The organism is Leptospira harrisiae (assembly GCF_002811945.1).
Taxonomy (GTDB): domain Bacteria; phylum Spirochaetota; class Leptospiria; order Leptospirales; family Leptospiraceae; genus Leptospira_A; species Leptospira_A harrisiae.
Genome location: NZ_NPDX01000001.1, coordinates 536,217 through 559,441, shown reverse-complemented (window position 1 = coordinate 559,441; position 23,225 = coordinate 536,217). Strand labels below are relative to the sequence as shown.

Below are 23,225 nucleotides of genomic sequence, written 5' to 3'. Positions count from 1 at the left end.
AGCCGAAAATTAAGAACAGGAAAGGATCATACTGGTAATTTTAAAGTTTTGTAAATGATCTCTGTTTCTTTCTTTTTTGTGTCTTCCGACCATTTCCATTCCGAGGCAGCCGTATCAATGATTACCTTCATAATTTCATCCGAAAGAATTCCAAGCGTTCCAAGACCTGTTCTTCTTAAGAAAACATCCGTAAGAGATTTTGCCATTTCATAACGAATCACATACACTACTTCCGCTAAAATTTCACCATCGGCATTCAGAACTGCTGCCAGATTTTTGGATTTTCTAGCAAGTTCCAAAATGATTTCATATTGTAAACCGTAGTGACGGATCAAATAATCAATAGTATTTTCCGAGAAGTCAGAGTTTTGTTTTTTTGCCCCTTGGATGAAAATTTCCACATTCGGAATTTGCGAAGCATATAAGTGTTGTTTTGCGGAAATAGCTTCACCCGATTTTTTATCCAATTTCTTTTGGATTCGTTTGAAAATTGATTCTGCAAAATGTCTGCTTGTTGTGTACTTTCCACCGGCAGCGGTAATCAATCCTTGAATTCCATCTCGAGCATGATCATAGAGTTCTGACCTTCTTGATGCAGAATAGGTATCATCGGAACTTTCCACCAAAGGACGTAAACCCCCGTAAGCAAAAATAACATCATCCACTGTTAACTTTTCTTTCAGATGAGAAGTTTCATTGATATAATCAATAAACTCGGTGATACTTTCTTTGGTGAGTTTCCAATCTTCCACATTTCCAAAATAAGATTTTTCAGTGGGTCCAATCATCGAATGTCCGCGCCAAGGAGCGAAACTGAAATGGCCTTTATCACCCACATACAAAGTCATTAGGTTTGTTAATTTTTTGGTAATGATATAGATGCCTTCCGAACGTTTTTTCGGCATGGGTTGTTCTGTTTTAGGAGATTTAGAAAGAATGTTATGTGTCCAAGGCCCTGACGCATTGATCGTTACCTTAGAACGAATTTGGTGTTTTTGATTTGTCAAAACATCATGGACTAAAATCCCAACAACGGCTTTGTCTTCCCAAATCAAATTTTCAACCACTGTGTAGTTGGCAATTTGTGCACCATAAGAAACAGCTGATTTTAAAAAACTAAGGGTTAACCTTTCAGGACTCAAACAAATCGCATCATAAAAATAAGCGGCATCTTCAAAATCACCTAAGTTTTTTTGGTTGAGTTCTTTTCGTTTGAGATACTTATGATTGGGAATTTGTTTGGATTCGTCCCAAGTCCACTTACTATCAAAAGAAAGCAGATCATAAACAAAAAGTCCAATCCTTGCGATGAGTCCCGGTTTTGGAAGTACCATAGGATAAGGATAAACTAAATTAGGTGCGATGTTGGAAAGAATCCTTCGTTCTTTTAAGGCCTCTCGAACTAAACCAATTTCAAATTGTTTGAGATAACGTAGTCCACCGTGAATCAACTTTCCCGTTGCCGCTGAAGTGGCTCCACCGAAATCTTTTTTTTCAACCAAAGCCACCGTATAACCACGACTAGCCACTTCGTAAGCCAAAGTTGCCCCGGTGATTCCACCACCGATGATCGTGACATCAAACTCTTCACCCTTATAAGTTTCAATAAAACGATCTAACTTTAGGTTCATACTTTTCCACCATTAGCTAGCAAACGAATGGTTTGTGCCCTTAGTCCTTCTTTTTCACTTGCGATATCCCAAAGTCCCATCCGTAGGATGAGTGCAGGAAGTCTCCAAGCAGAAATTTCTGCATCCGTCATCCCACTTAATTTTTTATAAGCTTTCAAATACCCACCGAGAATGAACTTTCGGATGATTGTATAAAAAATTATTTTTAACTTTGGTGTTCCTGGCCAAAGTTCCCCATCGGTAAACAAAAGAAAGGTGAAGGCAACATCAGCGGCAGGACTACCTTTGGCCGCAGTCATCCAATCAATGATGATTTCATCTTTTCCTTCTACGATTACATTTTCTGGATGGAAATCCAAATGCAAAATGGAATTTCCATTGGGAAGAGTTGCGATATACGATTTGGCAATTTCTTTTTCAGTCGCACTCAAAAAAGAAAGTGGTGCAGATTCCAAACAATGGTTTAAGATTTCTTTTATGTCTTTAAATTTATCTGATTTTAACTGATGAATTCCGTAATGTAACTTCGCAAGTTTTCCTGCGATCCGAAAGAGTTCTAATGGATTTTTGTCTGGAAGTTTTGTAAGTGAAATTCCATTCAACCTGTCAAATACGATTCCAAACCTATTCTCCACTTTAGCTTTTCCATAACAACGCATCTTCGTTGCACCTTGCTTATTGGCTTCGATGGTGTTTGTTATTTCTAAATCGATTTCCGATTCCTTTGCCTCAGGAAAAAAAAGTTTTAGAATTTGATTTTCTGGCAATGCAAATAGATCTGCTGACCTTCCGATTGCAAAAGGTTTCCCCAAACTTGTTTCACTGTATTCTTTGTTTTGATTGTCCATTTCCTTTTCCCGAACCTATGTATTTAAAATTGCAAAATTGTTTTTATTATTTTGATAAAGTTTCTTAAAGACTTTAAAGTTTTTATCATAAACTTCTTTATGTTTCGGATTAGGAGTCCATCTGTCTTGGATGGGAATCATTGATTTGATATCTTCAAATTTTTGAATTTTTCCAATTCCAAAAGCTACAATGGCAGCTGCTCCCATCGCGCCAACGTTTTCGGGATGAACCACTCTTTCAATGGTTTTTCCCGTGATGTCAGCTAACAACTGACAGATAAAGGCAGACCTTGCCACTCCTCCGACAAATCGAATGGTATCTGATGTAGGAATCTTTTTATCAGAAAGTTCTAAAATCCAACGTTTATGAAAAAGGATTCCTTCCACTACCGCACGGATAAGAGTTCTTTTTCCTGTATGTAAGCTGATGTTAAAAAATATCCCTCTAGCTTTTGGGTCTTCAAAAGGACAACGGTTTCCATGAAGCCAAGGTGTAAATATCACTCCCTGCGAACCAGGTTCCGTATCTTTAATCGAATCAAACATAAACTCGAATAAACTTTCATACACGGCATCAGGACCATCAGTGATTTTCTTTTTTTCTAAGTACAAATCGATTTCATCTAGGGCCAAGTGGTCTCTCACCCATTGCAAACATTTCCCTGATGTTTCTTGTTCCCCAAAATAATTATAATAACCTTCTCTCGCTCCAACAATGGAAGCAATCCTTGCTTCTATATCCACAGTTCTTTTTTTGGTAACGGTTCCGATCCAACCTGAAGTTCCTGCATAGATATGTGTGTCACCTTCACTTACAGCACCGGCTCCCACACCAATGAGCGAGGCATCTCCACCACCACCAAACACGGATATGTTTTCTTTTAAACCCAAATACGCAGCAGCTTCTTTTGTGAGTCCACCCACTCTGTCAGAAGAATTCACAATCTTTGGTAAATGATCCAAACGAACACCGAATAACTTACACAAAAGAGGACTCCAATTTCCTTTCCCTACCCTTGAGTTATATAAAAAAGTAGCAAAAGCAGAATCTCTTGTCATCACTGCTTCGTTAGTTGAGCGAGCGATTAAATATTCTTTTACATCAAACCACCACTTTACTTTTGAAAATACTTCTGGTTCGTTTTTTTCGACCCATTTGTATTTCCAAATCGGATCTTTGACACTGGCAGCAACTGCCCCCGTAATCCAAAGCGATAACAAAAGTTTTACGGCATTGATGCCTTCAATTTTAAAACCGTGAACAATTCCTTTTTCTATTTCTTTGGTGGCCCTTTGGTCCATATAACTCATCGCAGGGCGTACTACTTGAAAGTTTGCATCGGTGAGCACCAAACCTTGCATTTGCGAACAAAATGAAATTCCTTGGATGGACTCTGGTTGGATTTTGGATTGGGTTAGAATTTGTGTTGTGGTTTCTTTCATGGAAAACCACCAATCTTCCGGATTTTGTTCGGCTCCCCCATTGTCAAGAAGTTGGATCGAATATTCCTTTGATGCTGAATGCACAAGCTCCAAAGCCTCTGACATCCGGAAGAGACAGGTTTTGACCCCCGTTGTGCCGATATCGTAAGTCAGTATATACCCAGATTCCATGTAATCTCCGTCCGTTCGCTTTTTCACGCAATCCTGCCTCTTTTTCCCCGCTCCAGAGAGCTATCCGAAAGGACTTTCGTTTTTCTCCTGGAACTAGAAAAAAGTGAGTGATGACTCACAAAGATTTAGAATCATCGGCTCGGATGGCAAATCATTTTCCGTCGGGATTTCTCTGTGAGAGAATTTATTCCGAACGTTTGTTTGGATGCCAAATCCGTAGATCGTAGAAAAAGGGAGTCCCCATGAGCCAAAACACTCCAAAATTATATTCCTACCGCTGGGTCGTGTTATTTGCCTATATCGTCATCACTGCCACCATTTGTTTGCAATGGTTGACCTTTGCTCCCATTGCCCGTGATGCTAAAGAGTTTTATCAGGTAAGCCCTTTACAAATCGATTTACTCTCACTCGTATTTCTCGGCGTTTTTGTTTTCATTGCGATCCCCGCTTCTTATGTAATTGATACTTACGGAATCAAAAAAGGCGTTGGGTTTGGAGCCATACTAACAGGAGTTTGCGGGTTACTCAAAGGAATTTATGCTGCCGACTATTCCATAGTTTTAATCTGCCAAATCGGTTTGGCCATAGCCCAACCTTTTTTACTAAACGCAGTCACAAAGATTAGTGTACTGTGGTTTCCCATCCAAGAAAGAGCCACAGCCGTTGCCCTTGGAACTCTCGCCCAATTTCTAGGAATCATTCTTGTGATGATCCTCACACCCATCTTACTCCAATCAGGAAATTCCATTCCGCAAGTGATGATGATTTACGGTTTTGTTTCTGTGGGTTCAGCGATTCTTTTTCTTTTACTCATAAGAGAAAAACCACCAACATCTCCGAGCACTCACGGGGAAGACCGCGAACTTCCCTTTCTGGAAGGGCTTCGTTTTTTATGGAAACAAAAAGATATGCGAAAAATCCTATTTTTGTTTCTCATTGGCCTTGGGGTCTTCAATGCCGTAAGCACTTGTATCGATCAAATTTGTGAAATCAAAGGACTGAATATCGACGAATCAGGACTTGTTGGTGGAGTGATGCTGATTTCTGGAATCATCGGAGGGATCATCATACCGCCGTTATCCGACAAATTACAAAAAAGAAAATTATTTCTCATCATTGCAATGGCAGGATTTCTCGTAGGACTTTGTTTATTCACCTTATTCCAAGGATTTATTTTCCTACTCACAGGTTCCGTGATCATTGGATTTTTTCTCCTCGGTATTGGAGCACCCATCGGATTTCAATACTGTGCGGAGATCACTTCCCCCGCACCGGAATCCACTTCACAAGGATTGTTACTCCTTGTGGGACAAGTGTCAGGAATTTTATTTATCTTAGGACTGAACTTTTTTGGAATGATATCGTTTCTCTATATCTTACTCATTTTATCACTGATTAATTTTGTGATGGTGTTTTGGTTAAAAGAATCACCGTTTATGGAAAGTTAATTGAGAAAATCATTCGCACTGGGGGTATCATTGAAAATTACCCCTACCCACCGAGTGCCCTACGGATCACTCGCATGACCCCCGCCACAACATCTTCATCCTTATCAAAGACATCTTCCCCTAAATAGATCTTCATGCGTTCTTTATAATATACGGTGGAATAAGAAAACTGTAAGGTCATAAAAATATTATCCAGTAAAAAAGCAGACAGGTTACTGTCTATATCGGAGGAGATGGTTCCTTCCTTTTTGGCAAGATTGATCATTTCGATATAACATTTTGCAGATAAAGATTCAAGCTCACCAGAAAGACGTGTGATGAGTTCATAATTACTTTCCGTTGTCATTTCATTGTAGAGACGGATGATGTCTTGGTTGATCCGCGAGTGGGTTTGGATGATACGAATGATCTTTTCTATTTTGCCAAACAAATCCAGATCCAAGGAAAGAACAGATTCTAAGGTTTTTTCTAATTGGGTGATTCCATGATCCACCACCGTGAGGAAAAAATCCTCTTTGGTTTCGAAGTATTTATAGAGGGAACCGACACTGATCCCCGCTTTTTGAGCGATGGTATTCGTATTGGCGCTGGTAAACCCGCGGTTGGCAAATTCAGAAATGGCTGTGGATAAAATTCGATTCCGTTTTTCTTCGGAAATCCGTTCAAAACTATCATTAAAATGCTTTGTCTCTGCCATACCCATCTCCTTCCTATAAATGAAAAAAGGCTGGATTTCTCAAGGAAATTGATCGCAATTTTCCAAAGAATCCGTCATTCTCGAATAATTTTTTGAATTCCTTCTTGACAATGAGTGAGTCATCACTCATTGTCAAGTAAAAAGACCCGGAAGAGGAAAGATAATATGGCCCAAGGCTTTTCCATGAACGAATACCCAGATGTAGACCAAGTTTACAAAGACTTAAGGAAACTCATTTCCCTTCCCATCCGCTCCATTCGTAAAGATGCTATGGATGATATCATTCATAATTACTTTGATAAAAAATGCAGTAAATCCAAAGCCATGATCACAAAGGCTTCGGAATACATTCCCGGTGGAGTCCAACACAACCTTTCTTTCAATCACCCCTTCCCTCTTGTATTCACAAAAGCGTCGGGTGCCTATCTCTACGATTTAGACGGAAACAAATACATCGATTTTTTACAAGCGGGTGGACCAACGGTTCTTGGTAGTAATCCTACCTCTGTCCGAAAAAAAGTCATCGAACTACTAGACACAACGGGACCTGTCACTGGCCTCTTTCACGAATACGAATACAAGTTAGCCGAAAAAATAGTAGAGTTAGTTCCTTCTGTGGAAATGTTTCGGATGCTCGGTTCGGGAACGGAAGCTTGTATGGCATCCATTCGTGTCGCAAGACTTGCCACTAAGAAAAAAAACATAGTGAAGATGGGTGGTGCATATCACGGTTGGAGTGACCAATTGGCGTATGGACTTCGGATCCCAGGCACAAGACATTTTGAAGCCAATGGAGTTCCTAAATCAATTTTCAAATACACACAAGAATTTTATCCGAACGATTTGAACGCTTTAGAATCCGTTCTCAAAAGAAATCGTTTCCGTGGTGGTACAGCCGCTGTTCTCATTGAACCAGTGGGTCCAGAAAGTGGTACAAGACCTCTTGACCGTAATTTCAACAAAGGTGTTAGAGAACTTTGTGATAAATACGGTGCTCTTCTTATTTTTGATGAAGTGGTCACTGCATTCCGTATTGGACTCAGTGGTGCACAAGGGTATTACGGTGTGACTCCTGATCTTACTATTTTTGGAAAAGTGGTGGCGGGTGGATATCCATCAGCTGGTGGACTAGGTGGTAAAAAAGAATACATGAAATATGTATCTGCTGGATTACAAACAGGCACCAAAAAGGCGTTAATCGGTGGAACCATGGCAGCAAACCCACTCAGTTCTGCTGCTGGTTACTTTACACTTTGTGAAATGGAAAAAACTGGGGCTCTTGAAAAATCAGGAAGAGCCGGAGACCGCCTAACAAAAGGATTACAAAAATTAATCAAAAAGTATGACCTTCCGTTTGTTGCCTTCAACCAAGGTTCCATTTGCCATTTAGAAACCGTTGGTACTATGTTACTCGACATCAATATCAAGAAGTTTTGGACCATCAAAAAAACCATCTCCGAAGCACATAAAAGAAAACATGCGATGGAAGAAATGGGTGCCGCTTATATGTCAGAAGGTCTAGTGACTCTCGCAGGAAGTAGACTTTATACCAGTGCTTCCGATACAGATGCAGTCATTGATGACGCCCTCAAACGATTTGATCGTGTGTTTCAAAAAGTGGAAGGTGTGGCTTAAGGGGAATTCTCCGAGAAAACTAGATCTTCCATTCGATTTCTAGTTTTCTCTATACTTTAAACCAAACCTCATTTCTGACCCGGCCCATTGAAAGACGGCTGAAAACGGGTGGGCACCACCGTTTCTAATCGGTCTCATATAGAAATTAAGCTAAATCCTCCTTAATTTCATTCTCTTGCCGAAAAGTACTTGTACATTTCGGAATTCCCGGGACATTATGTCTCAAATCCTGACGAGGCCCGTACTATGCCTGAACCACTGCAAAAAATCATCGATAATCTCAAAGAGTTATTAAACAAACTCGATAAAACCAAAAAAATGATTTTGGGTGGTGTGCTCGCCGTTGTGGTGGTGGCAGTCATCATCTTATCCAATGTCTCGTCACAACGGAACCGTGTGGTTCTCTTTAAGGATTTGGATTCCAAAGACTTTTCTGAGGTAACGAAAAAACTAGATGCTCTTGGTTACTCTTATGGTTCGAGTGAAACAAATCTCATCACAGTAGATCCCGAACAAAGACAAGAGATCGTCACAAAACTTGCACAAGAAAATTTAATTCCTGCAGGTGTGACCGGTTGGGAACTATTCGACATTGAAAAATTCACTGAAACCCAATTCGACAAAGACATTAAAAAATACAGAGCACTCAAAGGTGCGATTGAAAAATCACTCAATACCTTAAGACCCATCGAAAGATCCGATGTGAACATCGCCATCCCAGAAGGTGATCTTTTTGAATCCAATTCCTATCCTGTGAAAGCCAGTGTGATTTTACACTTCAAACCGGGTGTAGAAGGAATGAGTAAAAAAGAAATCAAAGGGATTGTGAACTTAGTCGCTCGTGCTGTTCCGAAACTCAAACCAGAAAACGTAAGTGTGGCCGATCCCGATGGTAAAATTATTTCTGACTTCGAAGAAGACTTAGAAAAAGAAAGATTAGAACTTAGGATTGTCCAAGAAAAACTCCGAATCGAAGAAGAAGAACGAGTGAAACGTCTCATCGACATTCGCAATACCCTTCGTTGGTATTTGGGTGGAGAAGATCGTGTGGACATCACACGTTTTGAATATTCCTTCAATTGGGACCAAGAATCCTTAACCGAAAATGAAGTATTACCTGTGGTTGCTGAAGAAGACAATCCGGAAACACCATATAACGAAAGAAAGTTGGTAGATGGATATTCTTTAAAAGTATCTTCCAAAGAAACAAAAGAATCGTTTAAGGGTCGCGGGTTTACTCCCGATGGTCCCGCCGGTACTGAGCCGAACCTTCCTCCTGGTTATAAAGACACGGACTACCAAAAAGCAGAATATTCCAAAGACGAAAATATCAATAACTACGAATTCAACAAACGTGTGAAAGACATCAAACGCCAACCTTGGAAGATTGAAAAAATTGGTTTGTCTGTAGTTGTGGATGGTGTTTGGGAACGAAAGGAAAGAGAAGATGGAATGGGATATGATAGAAAGTACATTCCTGTTGCCGAAAGTGACCTAAAACTCGTTCGTAAAAACTTAGAAGCTGCGATTGGATACACAAGATCTCGCGGTGACCAAATCAGTGTCATCACCATTCCAAAAGATAGAACCGAACAATTTCGTGCAGAAGATGAAGAGTTTCAAAAGCAACGTGCCATTCGTAATATGGTGATTGCCTCACTCGTAATTTTAATTTTACTCATCCTTGCGATCTTAGTTTACCGTGCGATCAAAAAAGAAATCGCAAGAAGAAGAAGACTCAGAGAAGAAGAACTTGCAGCTCAACAACAAATGATGAGAGAAGCTGCTCTTCGAGTGATGGACGAAGGGGGAGCCGAAGTCGAACTCTCCCTGGACGAAAAACTCAGAAGAGAGTTACTCGAAAACGCCATCAACCTTGCAAAAGAAAAACCAGAAGATGTGGCTCAGTTACTTCGAACTTGGCTTGCCGAGGAAGAACAAACTTAAATTAAGATTCGTTTTTCCAACGGATATTGGCACCATGAGTGATCCGGGAATACACTTCCCGGAAATACTGATTAGGTGCCTTCCCGTCCGGATCTTGCGAATAACGGGGTCTTAGGCGGTGGACAAAATACATATCTAACTCACCCTTATTTTTTCCGTGAATTTTTCCACGATATTCCGTAACAAAAAAATACTTCACTAGTTCATAAGTTTCTTTAGAAACATTGATTTTTCCTGTTTCACCACCAGACTCCATTCGGGAAGCCGTGTTGACAGTATCTCCCCAAATATCATAAGCAAACTTAAATCGACCCACAACACCTGCGACTACAGGGCCAGTATGGATTCCTAATCGGAGTTCCCAAAAAGGCAAACCTAAAGTAGATTTGATTTCTTTCAATTGGTTCATAAAACTCTGAATCTCTAATGCCGCCAAACAAGCGTCAATGGCACTGGTTCTTGTTTCTACAGGAAGGCCACCGGCACACATATAACTATCACCAATGGTTTTTAATTTTTCTAAATTGTTCCGGAGAATGATTTCATCGAATTGAGTGAAACAGGCATCCAGTTCCTCGATTAAACTTTGTTCATCCATTCCTTCGGCCACTTTGGTAAACCCTTTGAAGTCAGTAAAAAGGACTGTGACGTTTTCGATCCGAGAGGGTGTCACACTTCCTTTTTGTTTTAATTCTTGGGCGACTTTATAAGGCAAAATATTGAGAAGTAATTTTTCAGATTCCTCCATTGCTTCTTCTGCTTTGTCCTGAGCAATCAGAGCTTTTTCTCTTTCTTCATCTGCCTTTTGTTTTTCTAAATCTAGTAAAAAGTAACTGATATCAAGTTCTTCTGCTAAGGGACGAGACATGATATAAACAACAAGGTAGTTAAACAAAACAAGAGGAAGCACTATCATCGTTAAATGAAAGGCAGATTCCCCTGCCCCATATTGTTCACGGATCAGAGGAAAATACAAAATCGCAGCAATGGCCATGGTAATGAGGCCTAAGTTGGCAAGTCTTTGACTGAGTTGGATGGTTCTACCTTCCAAAGATAATGCCCCATGCCGGAGTACCGCGTAACCAAGTAAAAATGCCGGAACGAATTGAAAGTCCGCAATAGGATAAATAGGAAAACCATGGCTTGGCAAAAGTGCAGCTAATAACAAAACAGCTGATAATAAAAACGATCCAATGATCCATTTAGAAGCAAAGTTGATATACCCTTTGTTTCTTAGAAAAGTGATTAAAACTAAAACCAAAGCAATGGCGCCATTCAGCCCCACAAGAAGTTCGGCAGGTCCCCCATGATGGACTCTCGACCAAGGGTAATCAAAATATCCTACGAATAAATATGGAGAAGGTGCAAGGATTGCTGCACTCACACAAAGTAAGTCAATCCCTTGCAACCATTTCGGTGATTTTTGGCCAATGGCCTCAAATACCAAACGAACCATGATACTTGGTGCAAAAGCAAATGCTACAAAGGTCATTTGCGAAATTCGAAGTTGCACTACATAAGAAATGTTTAACTTTAGAGGAACCGATTGGATGACATAAAATCCGGTTAAGATAAGAGCAAAGGCACAGAGTTGGTTGATCCTCGCCGAAGGATTGGCACCTGCAACAATGATAGATAAAAATACGGCACCAAACACGGATACAACGGGAGGTATTCCCCAAGGATACCATTTGGCTGACTCATAAGCATCTGGAGAAAGTCCAAAAGAAACACCAAAAGAGATAAATATCAAAACAAATGATAAAAGCGCAAATAAGAAGTAAAACATTCCATTCTTTTGGAATAGCAGTTCGTTCACATCAAAAAAGTCAGAACGAAACACTCCATACGCCACAAGTAACATAGGGATGAATAAAAAGAATCCTCCCGGATACACTTTGAACCCAAGGATACTTGGTGCATTCAATGTTGTTAGTAAAAAAAGTAAATTCACTCCATGAAATAAAGTTAAGTGATAATGTTTACGAATGTATTGGTAATGTTTAATAAAAGAAGGTAAAATTAAAAAGAAATACCCGAGCGGAGCTAAAATTCCCCATGGCCGAACAAATGAACTTCCTCTAGGATACTTTCCGAAAGTGAATTCAAAAACTGTTGTTTCAAATCCTTTTCCAATCAATACACCAAAATACAATACTAAACTTGCAAACCAACAAAGATAAGAATAATACAATAATAACTTACTTTGTTTGCCAGTCATATGGTAGGCTAAATAAAAAGCGGTAGGAGCCAACGGAGCGACCAAAAAGTATAGTAGATCATTCCAAAAAACTAATGTATTTACATCTTGAATCCAAGCCCGCGTGGTTAAAACAAGTCCTACCGATCCAAAACTGATAAAAGAAATCGTAAGGTTTAAATGGAAAATTCTAGTATTTGCGTCTGATTTACGAAACTTTTGAAAGGCAAAATAACTTAAAAATACTCCTACAAAAAATGTAAGAATTCCCGGTGCTCCATAAGGGATCTGATGCCAAAAATATTCCCAATCCGAAATGGTTCCTTCCGGTTTTACAAAATAGATGAGTGGGTATGATTCCATCCCTTTAAAGATCGGCTTTGGGGAAATCAGAAAGTAGCAAATTCTTCTATTTGACTCACTTCCTCTTTTGTTGTTCTATGTCGGATATGGTTGATCTTAACTTTCCAAAAAAGAACGCTACTGAATGGTTAGCTAATGGTAAATTTTTCGAATATAAGAAGTTCCAAATCTTCTTTATCCAAGAAGGAAGAGGACAAAATTTAATTCTGCTTCATGGATTCCCCACTTCCTCATGGGACTATTCCAAAATTTTTAATGGACTCTCACGTTATTTCAATACGATTGCAATTGATTTTTTAGGATTTGGTTATTCATCAAAACCGAAAAAACATAAATATACGCTCATCGAACAAACTGATATCATAGAATCCTTTATTGAAAAAAATGCATTACGAAGAGTGAAGTTTGTTTTCCATGATTATGCAGTCAGCGTAGGTCAGGAAATTTTAGCCAGACATTTAGAACGGACGGATCGTACGTATGAAATTGACGGTGCCGTTTTTATGAATGGGGGGCTTTTTCCTCACCTACATAGACCCACATTCAAACAAAAACTTCTCGCCACACCGATCTTAGGTGCCTTCCTTTCCAGGTTTTATGATGAAAAAAAATTCGGAGTGGCTTTCGCACAAGTGTTTGGCAAAAATACAAAACCAAGTGACAAAGAAATTTCTGTTCTTTGGAAACTCATCACCTATCCAAACAAAGTTTTGATTCCACATAAACTTTTAAAATACATTCCAGAAAGAAGAATCCATGGGGAACGTTGGAAAAATGCACTCCTCCAAACAGAGGTTCCTTTACTTTTTATCAATGGAGGAGAAGATCCAGTGAGTGGACGCCATCTAGCAGATGAAATTGAAAAACTTCCGATCAAAAACAAAAAACTGATTCGTTGGGAAACAATTGGACATTATCCACAATGGGAAAATCCAGAAGAAAGTTTTAAAGAAATCTACGAATTTCTAAAATAAAATTTTGATCAAAAATTAAGATCGATCGGAGGGAATGGTTTCAGGAACTTCCATTCCCGTTCCATCATCAGTTGGATCTGCTTCCGGGTTTTGTTCTTTCACCTTATATCGAATTTCGATTTTTTCCGGACTAATCTGTAAAATTTCAATACCTTTTAAATCTTTGTTTTTGACGATCCGAACTTTAGCAACTTGCGGTTGTAATTCGGGAACAATTTTGTTTTTGATGGGATCAAAGATATAGTTACATGGAACTTGGGCTGTAATTCCCGTCAGGATTTGTGCCGAACGAATCGGTTTGAGAGAAAAATATCGAATGGCAACTTGTTCTTCCGAAAGTTCTGCATCCAAACGGACATCCTGTCCAGAACAAACGATTGGGATCCCAGCTGCGGTTTGTTCTCCGGTTTTATAAGAAAGAGGAATGATATTTACATTTACGGTGACATCTCGCGATCCAAGGACATTCACACCCTTGGGTAAATCGGGAATACGGACTGTTTTTGCGAAAGGTTCCTTTTTATCCAAAAGGGAAATTTCAGGTAATAAAACCTTATTGATTTTTTCTAAATCTTGCGGTTTGCCACTGAGTGTAATTTTTTGCGGACTTACAATTTGTGTCAACTTTTCAAAGTTAGCTGGCGGTGCTCCTTCAAAAACTACTTCCAAAGGAACAACCTTTAAACCACGAGATTCAATTTCAACAGGAACTGTTTTTTTCAGTTTGGTGACTTTGACGCCACTAGGAACTCCTACAATTTTTTTAATAGGAACTTCTGTCACACCTAACTGTACGTCTTCGGGATCAATCACAGCTTTCATAAACTGTGAGTAATAGTTTACCACATCTTTCAATCCTTCAACACGAATAGGAATGGTTTTTTCAGGGTTTTTGGAATAATTCAAATTACCAGATAACTTTGGATAATCGACTGGGACGTTAATTGTTTTAATCAATACCTTTGAATTTTGAAGATTTACGTAAAAGATACTAGCGATGATTAACGAAACAAGTTTTGCCTTCCAGTTTCGGACAATTTTTCCAAGAAGTTTTACAATCATATACTCACACTCGCATCCTTCTCTTTCGGTTTGCGAAGTGAATCATCCTTAGACCTTCGAGTTCCAGTCATCAGTCCGCTCACGAGAGCTTTGAGTTCGAGAGGTTTGACAGGATGTAACATTTCCCCTTCAAAACAAATAGTAATGTCACCTGTTTCTTCAGAAGTGACAATGATTATGGCATCTGTTTCTTCAGAAAGTCCTAAGGCAGAACGATGCCTTGCTCCCAATGTGGCAATTTCTACCGAACTACTCATTGGTAAGTAGGAAGCGGCACATACAATCCGATTTTGTTCGATAATCACTGCTCCATCATGCAGTGGAGAATTTTTAAAGAAAATGGTTTGTAAAATTTCGGATGTGACTTGTGCATCCATAGGAACTGCGTTTTCCGAAATATCTTTTAAACTAATGTCTTTCACAAGTACAATTATGGATCCTGTTTTTTCTTGTGACATGACCCGAACCGCTTCCACGATAGGATCTAAATCAAATGTTGGTTTAAGGAAAAACAATCTAAGAAGACGTATCCTTGCCAAATCTCCAGTCAACCTACGAAGCTCCGGTTGCAAAAGGACAATGATAGCAAAAACTAAAGCAGGTCTGATGTTTGTGAGAATCCATTCAAGAAGCTCAAACCCTAAATATTCAGCAAGACTACCTGAAATCCAAATGATACCGACTCCCAGTAAAAGCTGAATCCCACGTGTTCTACGTAAGGTGGTGTATGTTTTATAAATTAGAAAGGCGACGATAAGAACATCTAAAGAAATGGAGATATAATTTTTACTCCATGGAATGATGTATAATCCTCGGAAAAAATCCAATTTATATTCCTAACACATCAAACATATTATAAAGACCTTTGGATTTCCCGTGTAAAAATTCGGCAGCTTTCACCGCTCCTGTCGCAAATGTTTTACGATCTTGGGCTTTATGTGTGATTTCAATTCGTTCTTCCGGACTTAAAAAATATACAGTGTGTTCCCCGACCACTTCACCAGCTCGCATCGTATGCATGGCAATTTCTTTTTGATCTCTCTCTGAATACATTCCATGGCGACCATAAATAACATTTTCTTCCGAACGTTTGGTGGCATTCAAAAGCACTTCTTTCAAATACATAGCTGTTCCTGAAGGAGCATCCTTTTTGTGTCTATGGTGGATATCGAGAACTTCTACATCAAAATCTTCATCTAACACTTTTGCTGCGATCTCAGTTAATTTAAATAAAAGATTCACACCCACCGACATGTTTGGTGAAAACACGATTGGTATGGAAGTGGCAGCTGATTGGATGAGGGACTTATCGGAATCGGTAAGACCAGTTGTGCCAATTACCAATGGTTTTTTATTTGCCAAAGCAACATTTAAAATCGTTTCAAATCCTGTATGTGTACTAAAATCAATTAAAACATCGGAAGACTCACATGCTTTTTGTAAGTCAGAAGAAAGTAAAATTCCTGTTTCTTTAATTCCAGCATGGTTACCCGAATCAAATCCTGCATACACAGCACCTTCTCTGACAACGGCAGCACTTAACTCTGATTTTTTGGAAAGGGAAAGAACTTGGATGATGGCCTTTCCCATCCTTCCCCCAGCACCAACGATACCAACTTTGATTTTAGACAATGCCTTCCTCTTTCAATTGGAATACTGTTTTTTTGAATGTATCGGCCGCTGAGCCTTCTGACAAAGATGTCATAGGAAGACGAAGTTCATTGTCACAATACCCAAACCAACTCATAGCTGCTTTGATGGGAATAGGATTTGTTTCAATGAAGGCATTGATAAACACAGGAAGGAGTTTGTAATATATCTTTTTTGAGGCTTCGAGGTCACCACGTAAATACAAAGAAACCATATCCACACAAGCGCGAGGAAAAAGATTGGATACAACGGAAACCACTCCCCTTCCACCGATAGATAAAACCGGAAGCGTTAGGTTATCATCACCTGACAACAAATCAAAGTCAGGTGGAGTGGCAGCAATGACCTTAGCCATTTGTCCTAAATCTCCTGTTGCCTCTTTGATCGCTGCAATTTTTGGATGGGCCGCAAGCCTTGCAACAGTTTCCGGTAGGAGATTCACGTTTGTCCTTCCGGGAATGTTGTACAACATCACAGGTTTGGATGATACATTGGCAATCTCTGTAAAATGACGATACATTCCCTCTTGAGTGGGTTTGTTGTAGTATGGGTTGACAGTAAGAATTCCGTCCACCCCATCAGCACATGCAGACTCAGTAAGTTCAATTGCCTCTTTCGTAGAATTAGAACCAGTTCCAGCAATGACTTGGATTTTCCCAGCCACAACTTTGACAGTTTTTTGGATGAGTTCCTTATGTTCCGCATATGAAAGGGTAGGAGATTCCCCTGTTGTCCCACAAGGAACCACACCCGCCACGCCGGAGCGAATCTGGTTTTCTAGGATTTTAAAATAACTATCATAATCGATTTTCCCCTGGCGGAAGGGGGTGATGACCGCTGTATAAACGCCCTGAAACATAAATTAAACATCGAAGAGGGACGGAATTTTGCAATAAAAAACTGCCAAAAGACCCCGTACCGATAAACTTTGCGAAAATGGTCTCTTTTTTACCACTTACGATTGTCATTCTAGCGTTTCTCAGCCTCATTTTGCATACATTCTATGTTTATTCGCATTTTGGGGTCAAAGATGTGCCAAACGAACGGAGTTTGCACGATGTAATTACAAAAAAATCAGGAGGAATGTTCTTTATCCCTCTATTTCTCCTCGCAAGCCTCTCACTCCTTTTTTTCCCCAATCCTGATTTTTTGATTTTTTCCAAAGAGGATCCTTCGCTAAAGTTTGACATTTATCTTTTGTTAGCCGGAGTTTCTATTTTTTGTATTTTAGGTTTCGTTGATGATTTGTATCATCTTAGCCCCAAACTTCGTTTGTTTTTAGAACTGAGTGTTGTGGCCCTATTTTTAATTTTAATAAACCCAGAAATCACTTATTTTGGAATGAATACGATTCCAAAACCTCTGCAAGTGATGGTTCTTACGGTCTTTCTTGTTTTTGCAGTGAACCTAGTAAACTTTATGGATGGGATGGATTGGTATTTGGTTACAACCCTCTTTCTCTCCTTTTTTTCATTAGTGTTGGTAACTCCTCAGTTTTATGGGAATGGCCATCTTGGTTTTATTTTTTATACAATTTTATTTGTTACTATGTTTGGTTTTATATTTTATAATTTTCCTAGAGCAAAACTATTTATGGGAGATAGTGGCTCATTAGCATTAGGATTTTTTGTGATGGCATTACCATTGTTTGTTGGTAAGTGGGGAGAAACAAAATCGACAGTTTGGGATGTAACATATTATTTTTATCTGTTTCCTTATTTCTGGTTGGATGGAATTTTTATCCTTCTCAAACGATTTTTCCAAAAAAAACATTTGTTCCAAGCTCATAGAGAACATCTCTATCAAAGGATCACAGAAACCAAGTTAGGAAAAATTGGATCACTTGTTATATTTTTCATTTTAAATTTCATTGTTGTTTGTATTCATTTTGTATTAACAATTCAAAAGGTTCCGCCTCTTTTTATCTTTCTCATACTTTTCCTTTTTTCTGTCTCCAGTTACGGAATCCTTTGGATTTTGATCCGCAGAAAAAACCTTGCATAAAGACTTTGGACTTCCATCCTTTCCCTTATGCCTCTATCGAAAAAAGAAATTTTATTCTGCCTTCTCAATGGCTTTCTCATCGGGATTGCCAACCTCATCCCCGGTGTTTCCGGAGGGACCTTTGCACTCATCCTCGGACTTTATGACAGGTTAATCACTGCCATCACTTCCCTAAACTTAGATACCATCAAAGTTTCACTTACTTTCGTATTTGGATTCTGGAAAGAAGATGTAAGAAAACGTTTTGCCTTGGAAATGAAACGAATTGATTTTTGGTTCCTTGTCTTCTTAGGAATTGGTCTTTTGTTATCTGTGATTTCTGGTGCCAAACTCATCCAGTTTTTACTACAAAATCATCCACAAGCAACACTCGCACTTTTTATTGGACTTATTTTTCCATCTCTCGCTGTCCCATACAAACTCATCGAAAAACACAGCTTAGTTGTTTGGTTATTCCTCATTCCAGGAATTCTACTCACCATTGTCCCAAGTTTTTTTATGGGGGATACAACAGGATCCGAAAATCCTCTGATTGCCTTTCTCACAGGAGCCGTTGCGATTTCTGCAATGATTTTACCAGGAATCTCTGGCTCTTACATCATGCTCGTGTTAGGTGAATACCAAATCGTGATTGGGAAACTTTCTACCATCCTCGAACCAAGTTCCATCATTTTTCTCGGAGCTTTTGGAATTGGATGTTTACTTGGACTTCTGATTTTTACTCATTTTGTAAAATGGTTATTTGTTAAATATAAGTCGCATACAATGACTTTTTTACTGGGACTGATCCTCGGATCCTTTTTTATCCTTTGGCCTTTTAAAGATTATGCGCATGGTCAGGAAATCGTAGGTAGGTCGGGAGAAGTGAAACGAGACATTCAAATTGCTACTGCAAAGAATGTATTACCAAAAGATTTTGCAGAAACACAAATCCCACTCGCAGCATTAGTTTTTGGGCTTGTGCTTGGATTTGGACTCAACCGTTTGGAATCTCTACAAGAGAAGAAGTAGAATTTTTTAATCTTTCCATCAATGTCTGGATTTCAAAGTCCAGACTTCGATCTGCCGCCATGGTCTTTAGGCCCGTAAACAAATCTTTACTTGGAACCAAATCCTTTCTTTTGGCAAACCGAGAACTCTGAAAAACCGAAAAAGCAAATATAGAAAGTAATTTATACGCACTGACAACCGTTCTGCGATTTCTTAAAACCGAAATTGCACCCATAGGAACAATGTCTTGGTTATTGCCATTGGTAGGAACAGACTGCACAGAACCTGGCATACTATCTCTTCGCACTTCTGCCGTTAGGTGAGTCGACATAAGACCTAATCCCGATAATCCTGCATACGTACCAGGTTTATCTGACAACATCAAAGGGAACTCACCGTTTTCATTTGGTTCATAGAGATAATTCAAAAATCGATCCACCCAAGTAAACCAAACAGCCATCGCATTCTGCAATCTGTCAGCGGCAAAACTGACTTGGGCAGCATAAAACCCACCACCTTCGGCAAACCGAACTCCCTCTTCTGTAGGAATTAAAACAGGATTGTCCGAAAGAGAATTTAACTCTTGCTCAACGACATTCCCTATAGAAATTATTTCATCCAAAATAGAACCAAGGATTTGAGGGATACAACGGATAGAATATATATCTTGGATTCTACTCCCCTCTTTTTTCACTTTGGAATGTTTAGAAACGATTGGATAAAGAATTTTAACAATTTCTTTTGGGCCATCAAATTGTTTGTGGTTGTGGTAAGCTGGATGGAAGGCGTCAGAAAAAACAGAATGAAAACTAAATAAATACTCGAGAAGTTCCAAACTAAAAGAAAGTATATTGCGAAATTCGATTACTTGGAGCCCTAAAAGTGCAGTGGTAAAACTTGTTCCATTGGTGAGAGAAATTGCTTCCTTAACCTTGGGAGTCCAAGGCAAACCAGGGATTTTGGAAGTTCCTTTGTTCCACCGACTCGGTGCTAAATCCTTTCCTTTTCCAGTAAACCCAGATTCACCAAGAAGTGCCAAAGGAATATAACTGAGGGGAATCAAATCTCCAGAAGCTGAAAGAGAACCTTTTTCTGGCAAAACAGGAATACAATCCAACTCCAAAAGTGTATTCAATAATTCTAATGTATGAAAGTTAATTCCTGATCCACCAAGTGACAAACAATGAATTCTAGCAGCAAGAACAGCCCTAGCTTCGTTATGACTTAAATGGGAATGCGGGATTCCATCAGAAGAAAATACAGGTTCTACAGTTAGATGATAAATTAAAGATTTTTGGATATTTTCAGTATCCTCATTGGATACGAATGCATGTGGTCCAAACCCTGTATGGATTCCATAAATTAGTTTTTCTTTCGAAACTTTTAAAAGGGATTCTAATTGGTTTCGCTCTGTTTCTAATGACAGGCGAACGTTAGTTAAATGAGAAAAAGAACCGGACCTAGATAAAGATTGGAGTGTTGATAAATTCAAATTGTTTTACAACCGGGGAAAATTCCCCGGTTTGTCCAAAGGTTTAGACGAAGAATACGAAAGTAATGAGGATAAACACAGGAACTAAAATTCCCATAGAGTATGCTAAGTATCCACCAAAAGATGGCATCTTTACTTTGTTTTCTTCCGCAACGGATTTTACCATAAAGTTAGGAGCGTTACCGATATAAGTATTCGCACCCATAAATACGGCACCCACTGAAATGGCTTTTAGAATTTCTTCCGCTTGGACATTTCCAATGAACTGACCTAACGTGAGCGGAGCTGCCGCACCCGCTGGAGTGAGGAGACCAGAAGCTAACGAACCAAAGGTGAGGTAAGTCGGAGCATTGTCTAAAACAGAAGAGAAAGCTCCTGTTGCCCAGAAAAACTGCCAGTTTTGTGTGATCCCAAGTTCTTTACCATGTGCCTCAAGTAAAACAAGAGCAGGAATCATCGTGATGAAAATCCCAATAAATAGGTATGCTACTTCTTGGATTGGATGGAGGGTAAAGTTGTTAAACTTACGATCTGCTTCTTTAGAAGTAAACTTAGAAAGACCAATTAGAACAATTAATACTGCCTCACGGATAAATCCTAGAGTTGGAGTATTGTTGATTTCTGGAATGTAGTTACTGTTTAAAAAAGCAACTGCTAAAATCACACCGAGTAACCAAATGAAGTTCACTTGACCACCGATAGAAAAAGGAGTTGCGAGTTTATCGTCGCGTTTCAAATCTTTTTTGGTTTCTTTTTTGTAAGCAATCGTATCCCAAACGAAATACACAACGAGCAATATAGAAACTGCCACGAGCATCTCAGGTAAAAGTTTGAATGTCCAAGTGAATGGAACTCCTTTCAAATAACCGAGGAAAAGTGGAGGGTCACCAAGTGGTGTCAAAGATCCACCAATGTTGGAAACAAGGAAGATAAAAAACACAACTGTGTGAACCACATGTTTTCTCTCGCTATTTGTTTTTAACAAAGGACGGATGAGTAACATAGAAGCCCCAGTGGTTCCAATAAAGGAAGCTAAAGCTGCACCAATTAACAAATATAATGTGTTATTGAGAGGAGTTGCATGAATGTCTCCCTTAATCACAATTCCACCGGAAATATAAAACAAAGATCCGAGTAAAATAATAAAAGGAATATAATCAAAGAAAACCGTGTGAACAATATTATGGCTGTAACCATAAATCAAAAGAACCACAAAAGAAATGGCACCAAGTCCTACAGCAAGGATCAATTTGTTATTATTGTCTTCCCACCAATGAGAAGTTTTGTGAGAAGCAACCGGTAAGATTGCGATGGAAAGTAAAATGGCAACAAAAGGTAATACCGACCAATATGGTAATTCCTGGTGTACTGATTCGCCGTGTGACGAGTGTCCTGTTTCTTCCTGAGTGGTTGTTTGCGTCTGAACCGGAGTTGGATCTTCCGCAAATAAACCTGCCGTTGTCATAGACAAACAAACCAGGAAGACTATCATTGTGAGAAGCTTCTTCAACATGCTCACCATCCTTTTTTTTTAGGACAGCTTACCTGAAATCGAAACCTCTTGGAACTAAAAAAACCGGGATTCTCCAATTTTTAAAGGAACCAAACGATCCTCGGAGATTCCCGATCGTTTTAGCTCTTCTTTGGTGCGGGGCACAGGAGAATCGAGTTTTTCGTCAGAGAGAACGAAGGTCATGTAGTGCATTGGCACCATATATTTTGCCTTTAGGTCAGAAAAAGCTTGGACCGCTTCTTTCGGATCCACATGTACTGCCTCCATCATCCAACGAGGTTCCGTGGCTCCAATCGGCAAAATGGCAACGTCAATTTCGCCCAATCGTTCTGCCACTTCTCGAAAATGAGTGTAATAACCAGTGTCACCTCCGAAGTAAACTCTCTCGTTTTTTCCGGAAATATGGTAACTCCCCCAAAGCGATTCGTTGCGATCAAAAAGTCCTCGCCCACTAAAATGTTGGGTTGGTGTGAAAGTAATTTGTAATCCTGAGGTTTTTGTTTCTTCCCACCAGTCCATCTCCTTTACATTTTTCATACCTTCACCTAACAACAATTTTTTGTTACCAAGTCCAGTAAGAACGAGAGGATGAAATTTATCTTCTAACTGTTTGAGTGTAGGTAAATCCGTATGGTCATAATGATTATGTGATAAAACCACTATGTCAATTTGTGGTAAATCCTCGATTTTAATCCCTGGAGGAGTATAACGTTTTGGGCCAATAAATCCAACTGGGGAACATCTTTCACTCCAAATGGGATCTGTGAGAATGTTCACTCCATCAATTTGAATGAGAGTGGTGGCATGCCCAACCCAAGTCACAGAAAGTCTCGATGGATTTGCACTCAATTCCTTTCCATCATTTCCAACTACAGGGAAAGGAGGATAGTCTGCCGGATCTAAACTCGTAGGCAATTGAAACCTTTGGAATTGCCAAACTAGAAGATCGGAAAAACCTTTTGGTTGAATGTTAGGATTTGGATTTTGAAATCCATTTTTCGTATGGTGTGGTTTACGAATACTGGCGTCGGCAAAACAGGACAAAACAAAAAGAACTAGGATACATTGTAAGTATAGGGACTTCACGAGGATTAGACAGAAACAAACTTCCTATGTTTGGAATTTTCGATTGCGTTTTTTTGAAACCGGAACGATCA

The 23,225-nt window shown here is 39.3% G+C and carries 18 protein-coding genes; 6 read left to right on the top strand and 12 right to left on the bottom strand.

The features are described 5' to 3' along the window. Positions 1-26 precede the first annotated feature (26 nt). Genes CH364_RS02625 through CH364_RS02615 form a run of 3 tightly spaced genes read right to left on the bottom strand, consistent with a single transcriptional unit; the run spans position 27 to position 4,093 of the window. Positions 27-1,631: a glycerol-3-phosphate dehydrogenase/oxidase gene (locus CH364_RS02625; RefSeq protein WP_100742089.1), complete on the bottom strand. Its 1,605-nt coding sequence runs from the start codon at positions 1,629-1,631 to the stop codon at positions 27-29. Continuing rightward, entirely contained in the window at positions 1,628-2,479 is an 852-nt protein-coding gene (locus CH364_RS02620; protein WP_100742088.1) for an aminoglycoside phosphotransferase family protein, read from the bottom strand. Before CH364_RS02620 ends, CH364_RS02625 begins: the two co-directional genes overlap by 4 nt. A gap of 15 nt (positions 2,480-2,494) precedes the next feature. Continuing rightward, positions 2,495-4,093, bottom strand: a complete 1,599-nt coding sequence (locus tag CH364_RS02615) for a xylulokinase (RefSeq protein ID WP_100742087.1) — start codon at positions 4,091-4,093, stop codon at positions 2,495-2,497. A 242-nt stretch (positions 4,094-4,335) separates the two neighbouring features. Here CH364_RS02615 and CH364_RS02610 point away from each other — a divergent pair, with 242 nt between their 5' ends. After that, entirely contained in the window at positions 4,336-5,541 is a 1,206-nt protein-coding gene (locus CH364_RS02610) for an MFS transporter (RefSeq protein ID WP_100742086.1), read from the top strand. Positions 5,542-5,584: 43 nt separating this feature from the next. On the opposite strand, the gene CH364_RS02605 is transcribed toward CH364_RS02610, so the two are convergent. Further along, positions 5,585-6,238: a TetR/AcrR family transcriptional regulator gene (locus CH364_RS02605; RefSeq protein WP_100743356.1), complete on the bottom strand. Its 654-nt coding sequence runs from the start codon at positions 6,236-6,238 to the stop codon at positions 5,585-5,587. Positions 6,239-6,403: 165 nt separating this feature from the next. On the opposite strand from CH364_RS02605, the gene CH364_RS02600 reads away from it, so the two are divergent. Both CH364_RS02600 and fliF read left to right on the top strand, forming a co-directional pair. Next, positions 6,404-7,873: an aspartate aminotransferase family protein gene (locus CH364_RS02600; protein ID WP_100742085.1), complete on the top strand. Its 1,470-nt coding sequence runs from the start codon at positions 6,404-6,406 to the stop codon at positions 7,871-7,873. Between the two features lie 246 nt (positions 7,874-8,119). Further along, positions 8,120-9,820 (top strand): flagellar basal-body MS-ring/collar protein FliF, encoded by a 1,701-nt coding sequence (gene fliF, locus CH364_RS02595; RefSeq protein WP_100742084.1) that lies wholly within the window; start codon positions 8,120-8,122, stop codon positions 9,818-9,820. Position 9,821: 1 nt separating this feature from the next. Here the strand turns inward: fliF and CH364_RS02590 are convergent, their stop codons facing one another. Then, complete coding sequence (locus CH364_RS02590; RefSeq protein ID WP_100742083.1) at positions 9,822-12,383, bottom strand: adenylate/guanylate cyclase domain-containing protein; 2,562 nt, start codon at positions 12,381-12,383, stop codon at positions 9,822-9,824. Positions 12,384-12,469: 86 nt separating this feature from the next. On the opposite strand from CH364_RS02590, the gene CH364_RS02585 reads away from it, so the two are divergent. After that, positions 12,470-13,357 carry an alpha/beta fold hydrolase gene (locus CH364_RS02585; protein WP_243401212.1) on the top strand — a complete coding sequence of 296 codons (888 nt, stop codon included), beginning with the start codon at positions 12,470-12,472 and terminating at the stop codon, positions 13,355-13,357. Between the two features lie 15 nt (positions 13,358-13,372). On the opposite strand, the gene CH364_RS02580 is transcribed toward CH364_RS02585, so the two are convergent. Genes CH364_RS02580 through dapA form a run of 4 tightly spaced genes read right to left on the bottom strand, consistent with a single transcriptional unit; the run spans position 13,373 to position 16,928 of the window. Beyond that, complete coding sequence (locus tag CH364_RS02580) at positions 13,373-14,419, bottom strand: CdaR family protein (protein WP_100742082.1); 1,047 nt, start codon at positions 14,417-14,419, stop codon at positions 13,373-13,375. Next, a complete protein-coding gene (cdaA, locus tag CH364_RS02575; protein WP_100742081.1) occupies positions 14,416-15,246 on the bottom strand; it encodes a diadenylate cyclase CdaA in 831 nt (276 codons plus the stop codon). The genes CH364_RS02580 and cdaA overlap by 4 nt, the downstream gene beginning before the upstream one ends. Position 15,247: 1 nt before the next feature. After that, positions 15,248-16,051: a 4-hydroxy-tetrahydrodipicolinate reductase gene (dapB, locus tag CH364_RS02570; protein WP_100742080.1), complete on the bottom strand. Its 804-nt coding sequence runs from the start codon at positions 16,049-16,051 to the stop codon at positions 15,248-15,250. Then, entirely contained in the window at positions 16,044-16,928 is an 885-nt protein-coding gene (gene dapA, locus CH364_RS02565; RefSeq protein ID WP_100742079.1) for a 4-hydroxy-tetrahydrodipicolinate synthase, read from the bottom strand. Before dapA ends, dapB begins: the two co-directional genes overlap by 8 nt. A gap of 77 nt (positions 16,929-17,005) precedes the next feature. Between dapA and CH364_RS02560 the strand changes: the two genes are divergently transcribed. After that, positions 17,006-18,073, top strand: a complete 1,068-nt coding sequence (locus tag CH364_RS02560) for an MraY family glycosyltransferase (protein ID WP_100742078.1) — start codon at positions 17,006-17,008, stop codon at positions 18,071-18,073. Positions 18,074-18,100: 27 nt separating this feature from the next. Then, complete coding sequence (locus tag CH364_RS02555; protein WP_100742077.1) at positions 18,101-19,084, top strand: DUF368 domain-containing protein; 984 nt, start codon at positions 18,101-18,103, stop codon at positions 19,082-19,084. Here the strand turns inward: CH364_RS02555 and CH364_RS02550 are convergent. From CH364_RS02550 to CH364_RS02540, 3 genes are read right to left on the bottom strand one after another with little or no spacing between them, the layout of a single operon-like run. Continuing rightward, on the bottom strand, positions 19,050-20,555 hold the full coding sequence (locus CH364_RS02550) for an aromatic amino acid ammonia-lyase (protein ID WP_100742076.1): 1,506 nt from the start codon (positions 20,553-20,555) through the stop codon (positions 19,050-19,052). The genes CH364_RS02555 and CH364_RS02550 overlap by 35 nt on opposite strands. Before the next feature lie 43 nt (positions 20,556-20,598). Further along, a complete protein-coding gene (locus CH364_RS02545) occupies positions 20,599-22,068 on the bottom strand; it encodes a sodium:proton antiporter (RefSeq protein ID WP_100742075.1) in 1,470 nt (489 codons plus the stop codon). 54 nt (positions 22,069-22,122) lie between these two features. Continuing rightward, a complete protein-coding gene (locus tag CH364_RS02540; RefSeq protein WP_100742074.1) occupies positions 22,123-23,154 on the bottom strand; it encodes an MBL fold metallo-hydrolase in 1,032 nt (343 codons plus the stop codon). Between the last annotated feature and the right edge of the window lie 71 nt (positions 23,155-23,225).

Bases quoted from the DNA above. Each gene is read 5' to 3' on its own strand.
- CH364_RS02625 (WP_100742089.1), bottom strand. From the start codon at position 1,631: ATGAACCTAAAGTTAGATCGTTTTATTGAAACTTATAAGGGTGAAGAG.
- CH364_RS02620 (WP_100742088.1), bottom strand. From the start codon at position 2,479: ATGGACAATCAAAACAAAGAATACAGTGAAACAAGTTTGGGGAAACCT.
- CH364_RS02615 (WP_100742087.1), bottom strand. From the start codon at position 4,093: ATGGAATCTGGGTATATACTGACTTACGATATCGGCACAACGGGGGTC.
- CH364_RS02610 (WP_100742086.1), top strand. From the start codon at position 4,336: ATGAGCCAAAACACTCCAAAATTATATTCCTACCGCTGGGTCGTGTTA.
- CH364_RS02605 (WP_100743356.1), bottom strand. From the start codon at position 6,238: ATGGCAGAGACAAAGCATTTTAATGATAGTTTTGAACGGATTTCCGAA.
- CH364_RS02600 (WP_100742085.1), top strand. From the start codon at position 6,404: ATGGCCCAAGGCTTTTCCATGAACGAATACCCAGATGTAGACCAAGTT.
- fliF (WP_100742084.1), top strand. From the start codon at position 8,120: ATGCCTGAACCACTGCAAAAAATCATCGATAATCTCAAAGAGTTATTA.
- CH364_RS02590 (WP_100742083.1), bottom strand. From the start codon at position 12,383: ATGGAATCATACCCACTCATCTATTTTGTAAAACCGGAAGGAACCATT.
- CH364_RS02585 (WP_243401212.1), top strand. From the start codon at position 12,470: ATGGTTGATCTTAACTTTCCAAAAAAGAACGCTACTGAATGGTTAGCT.
- CH364_RS02580 (WP_100742082.1), bottom strand. From the start codon at position 14,419: ATGATTGTAAAACTTCTTGGAAAAATTGTCCGAAACTGGAAGGCAAAA.
- dapA (WP_100742079.1), bottom strand. From the start codon at position 16,928: ATGTTTCAGGGCGTTTATACAGCGGTCATCACCCCCTTCCGCCAGGGG.
- CH364_RS02560 (WP_100742078.1), top strand. From the start codon at position 17,006: ATGGTCTCTTTTTTACCACTTACGATTGTCATTCTAGCGTTTCTCAGC.
- CH364_RS02555 (WP_100742077.1), top strand. From the start codon at position 18,101: ATGCCTCTATCGAAAAAAGAAATTTTATTCTGCCTTCTCAATGGCTTT.
- CH364_RS02545 (WP_100742075.1), bottom strand. From the start codon at position 22,068: ATGTTGAAGAAGCTTCTCACAATGATAGTCTTCCTGGTTTGTTTGTCT.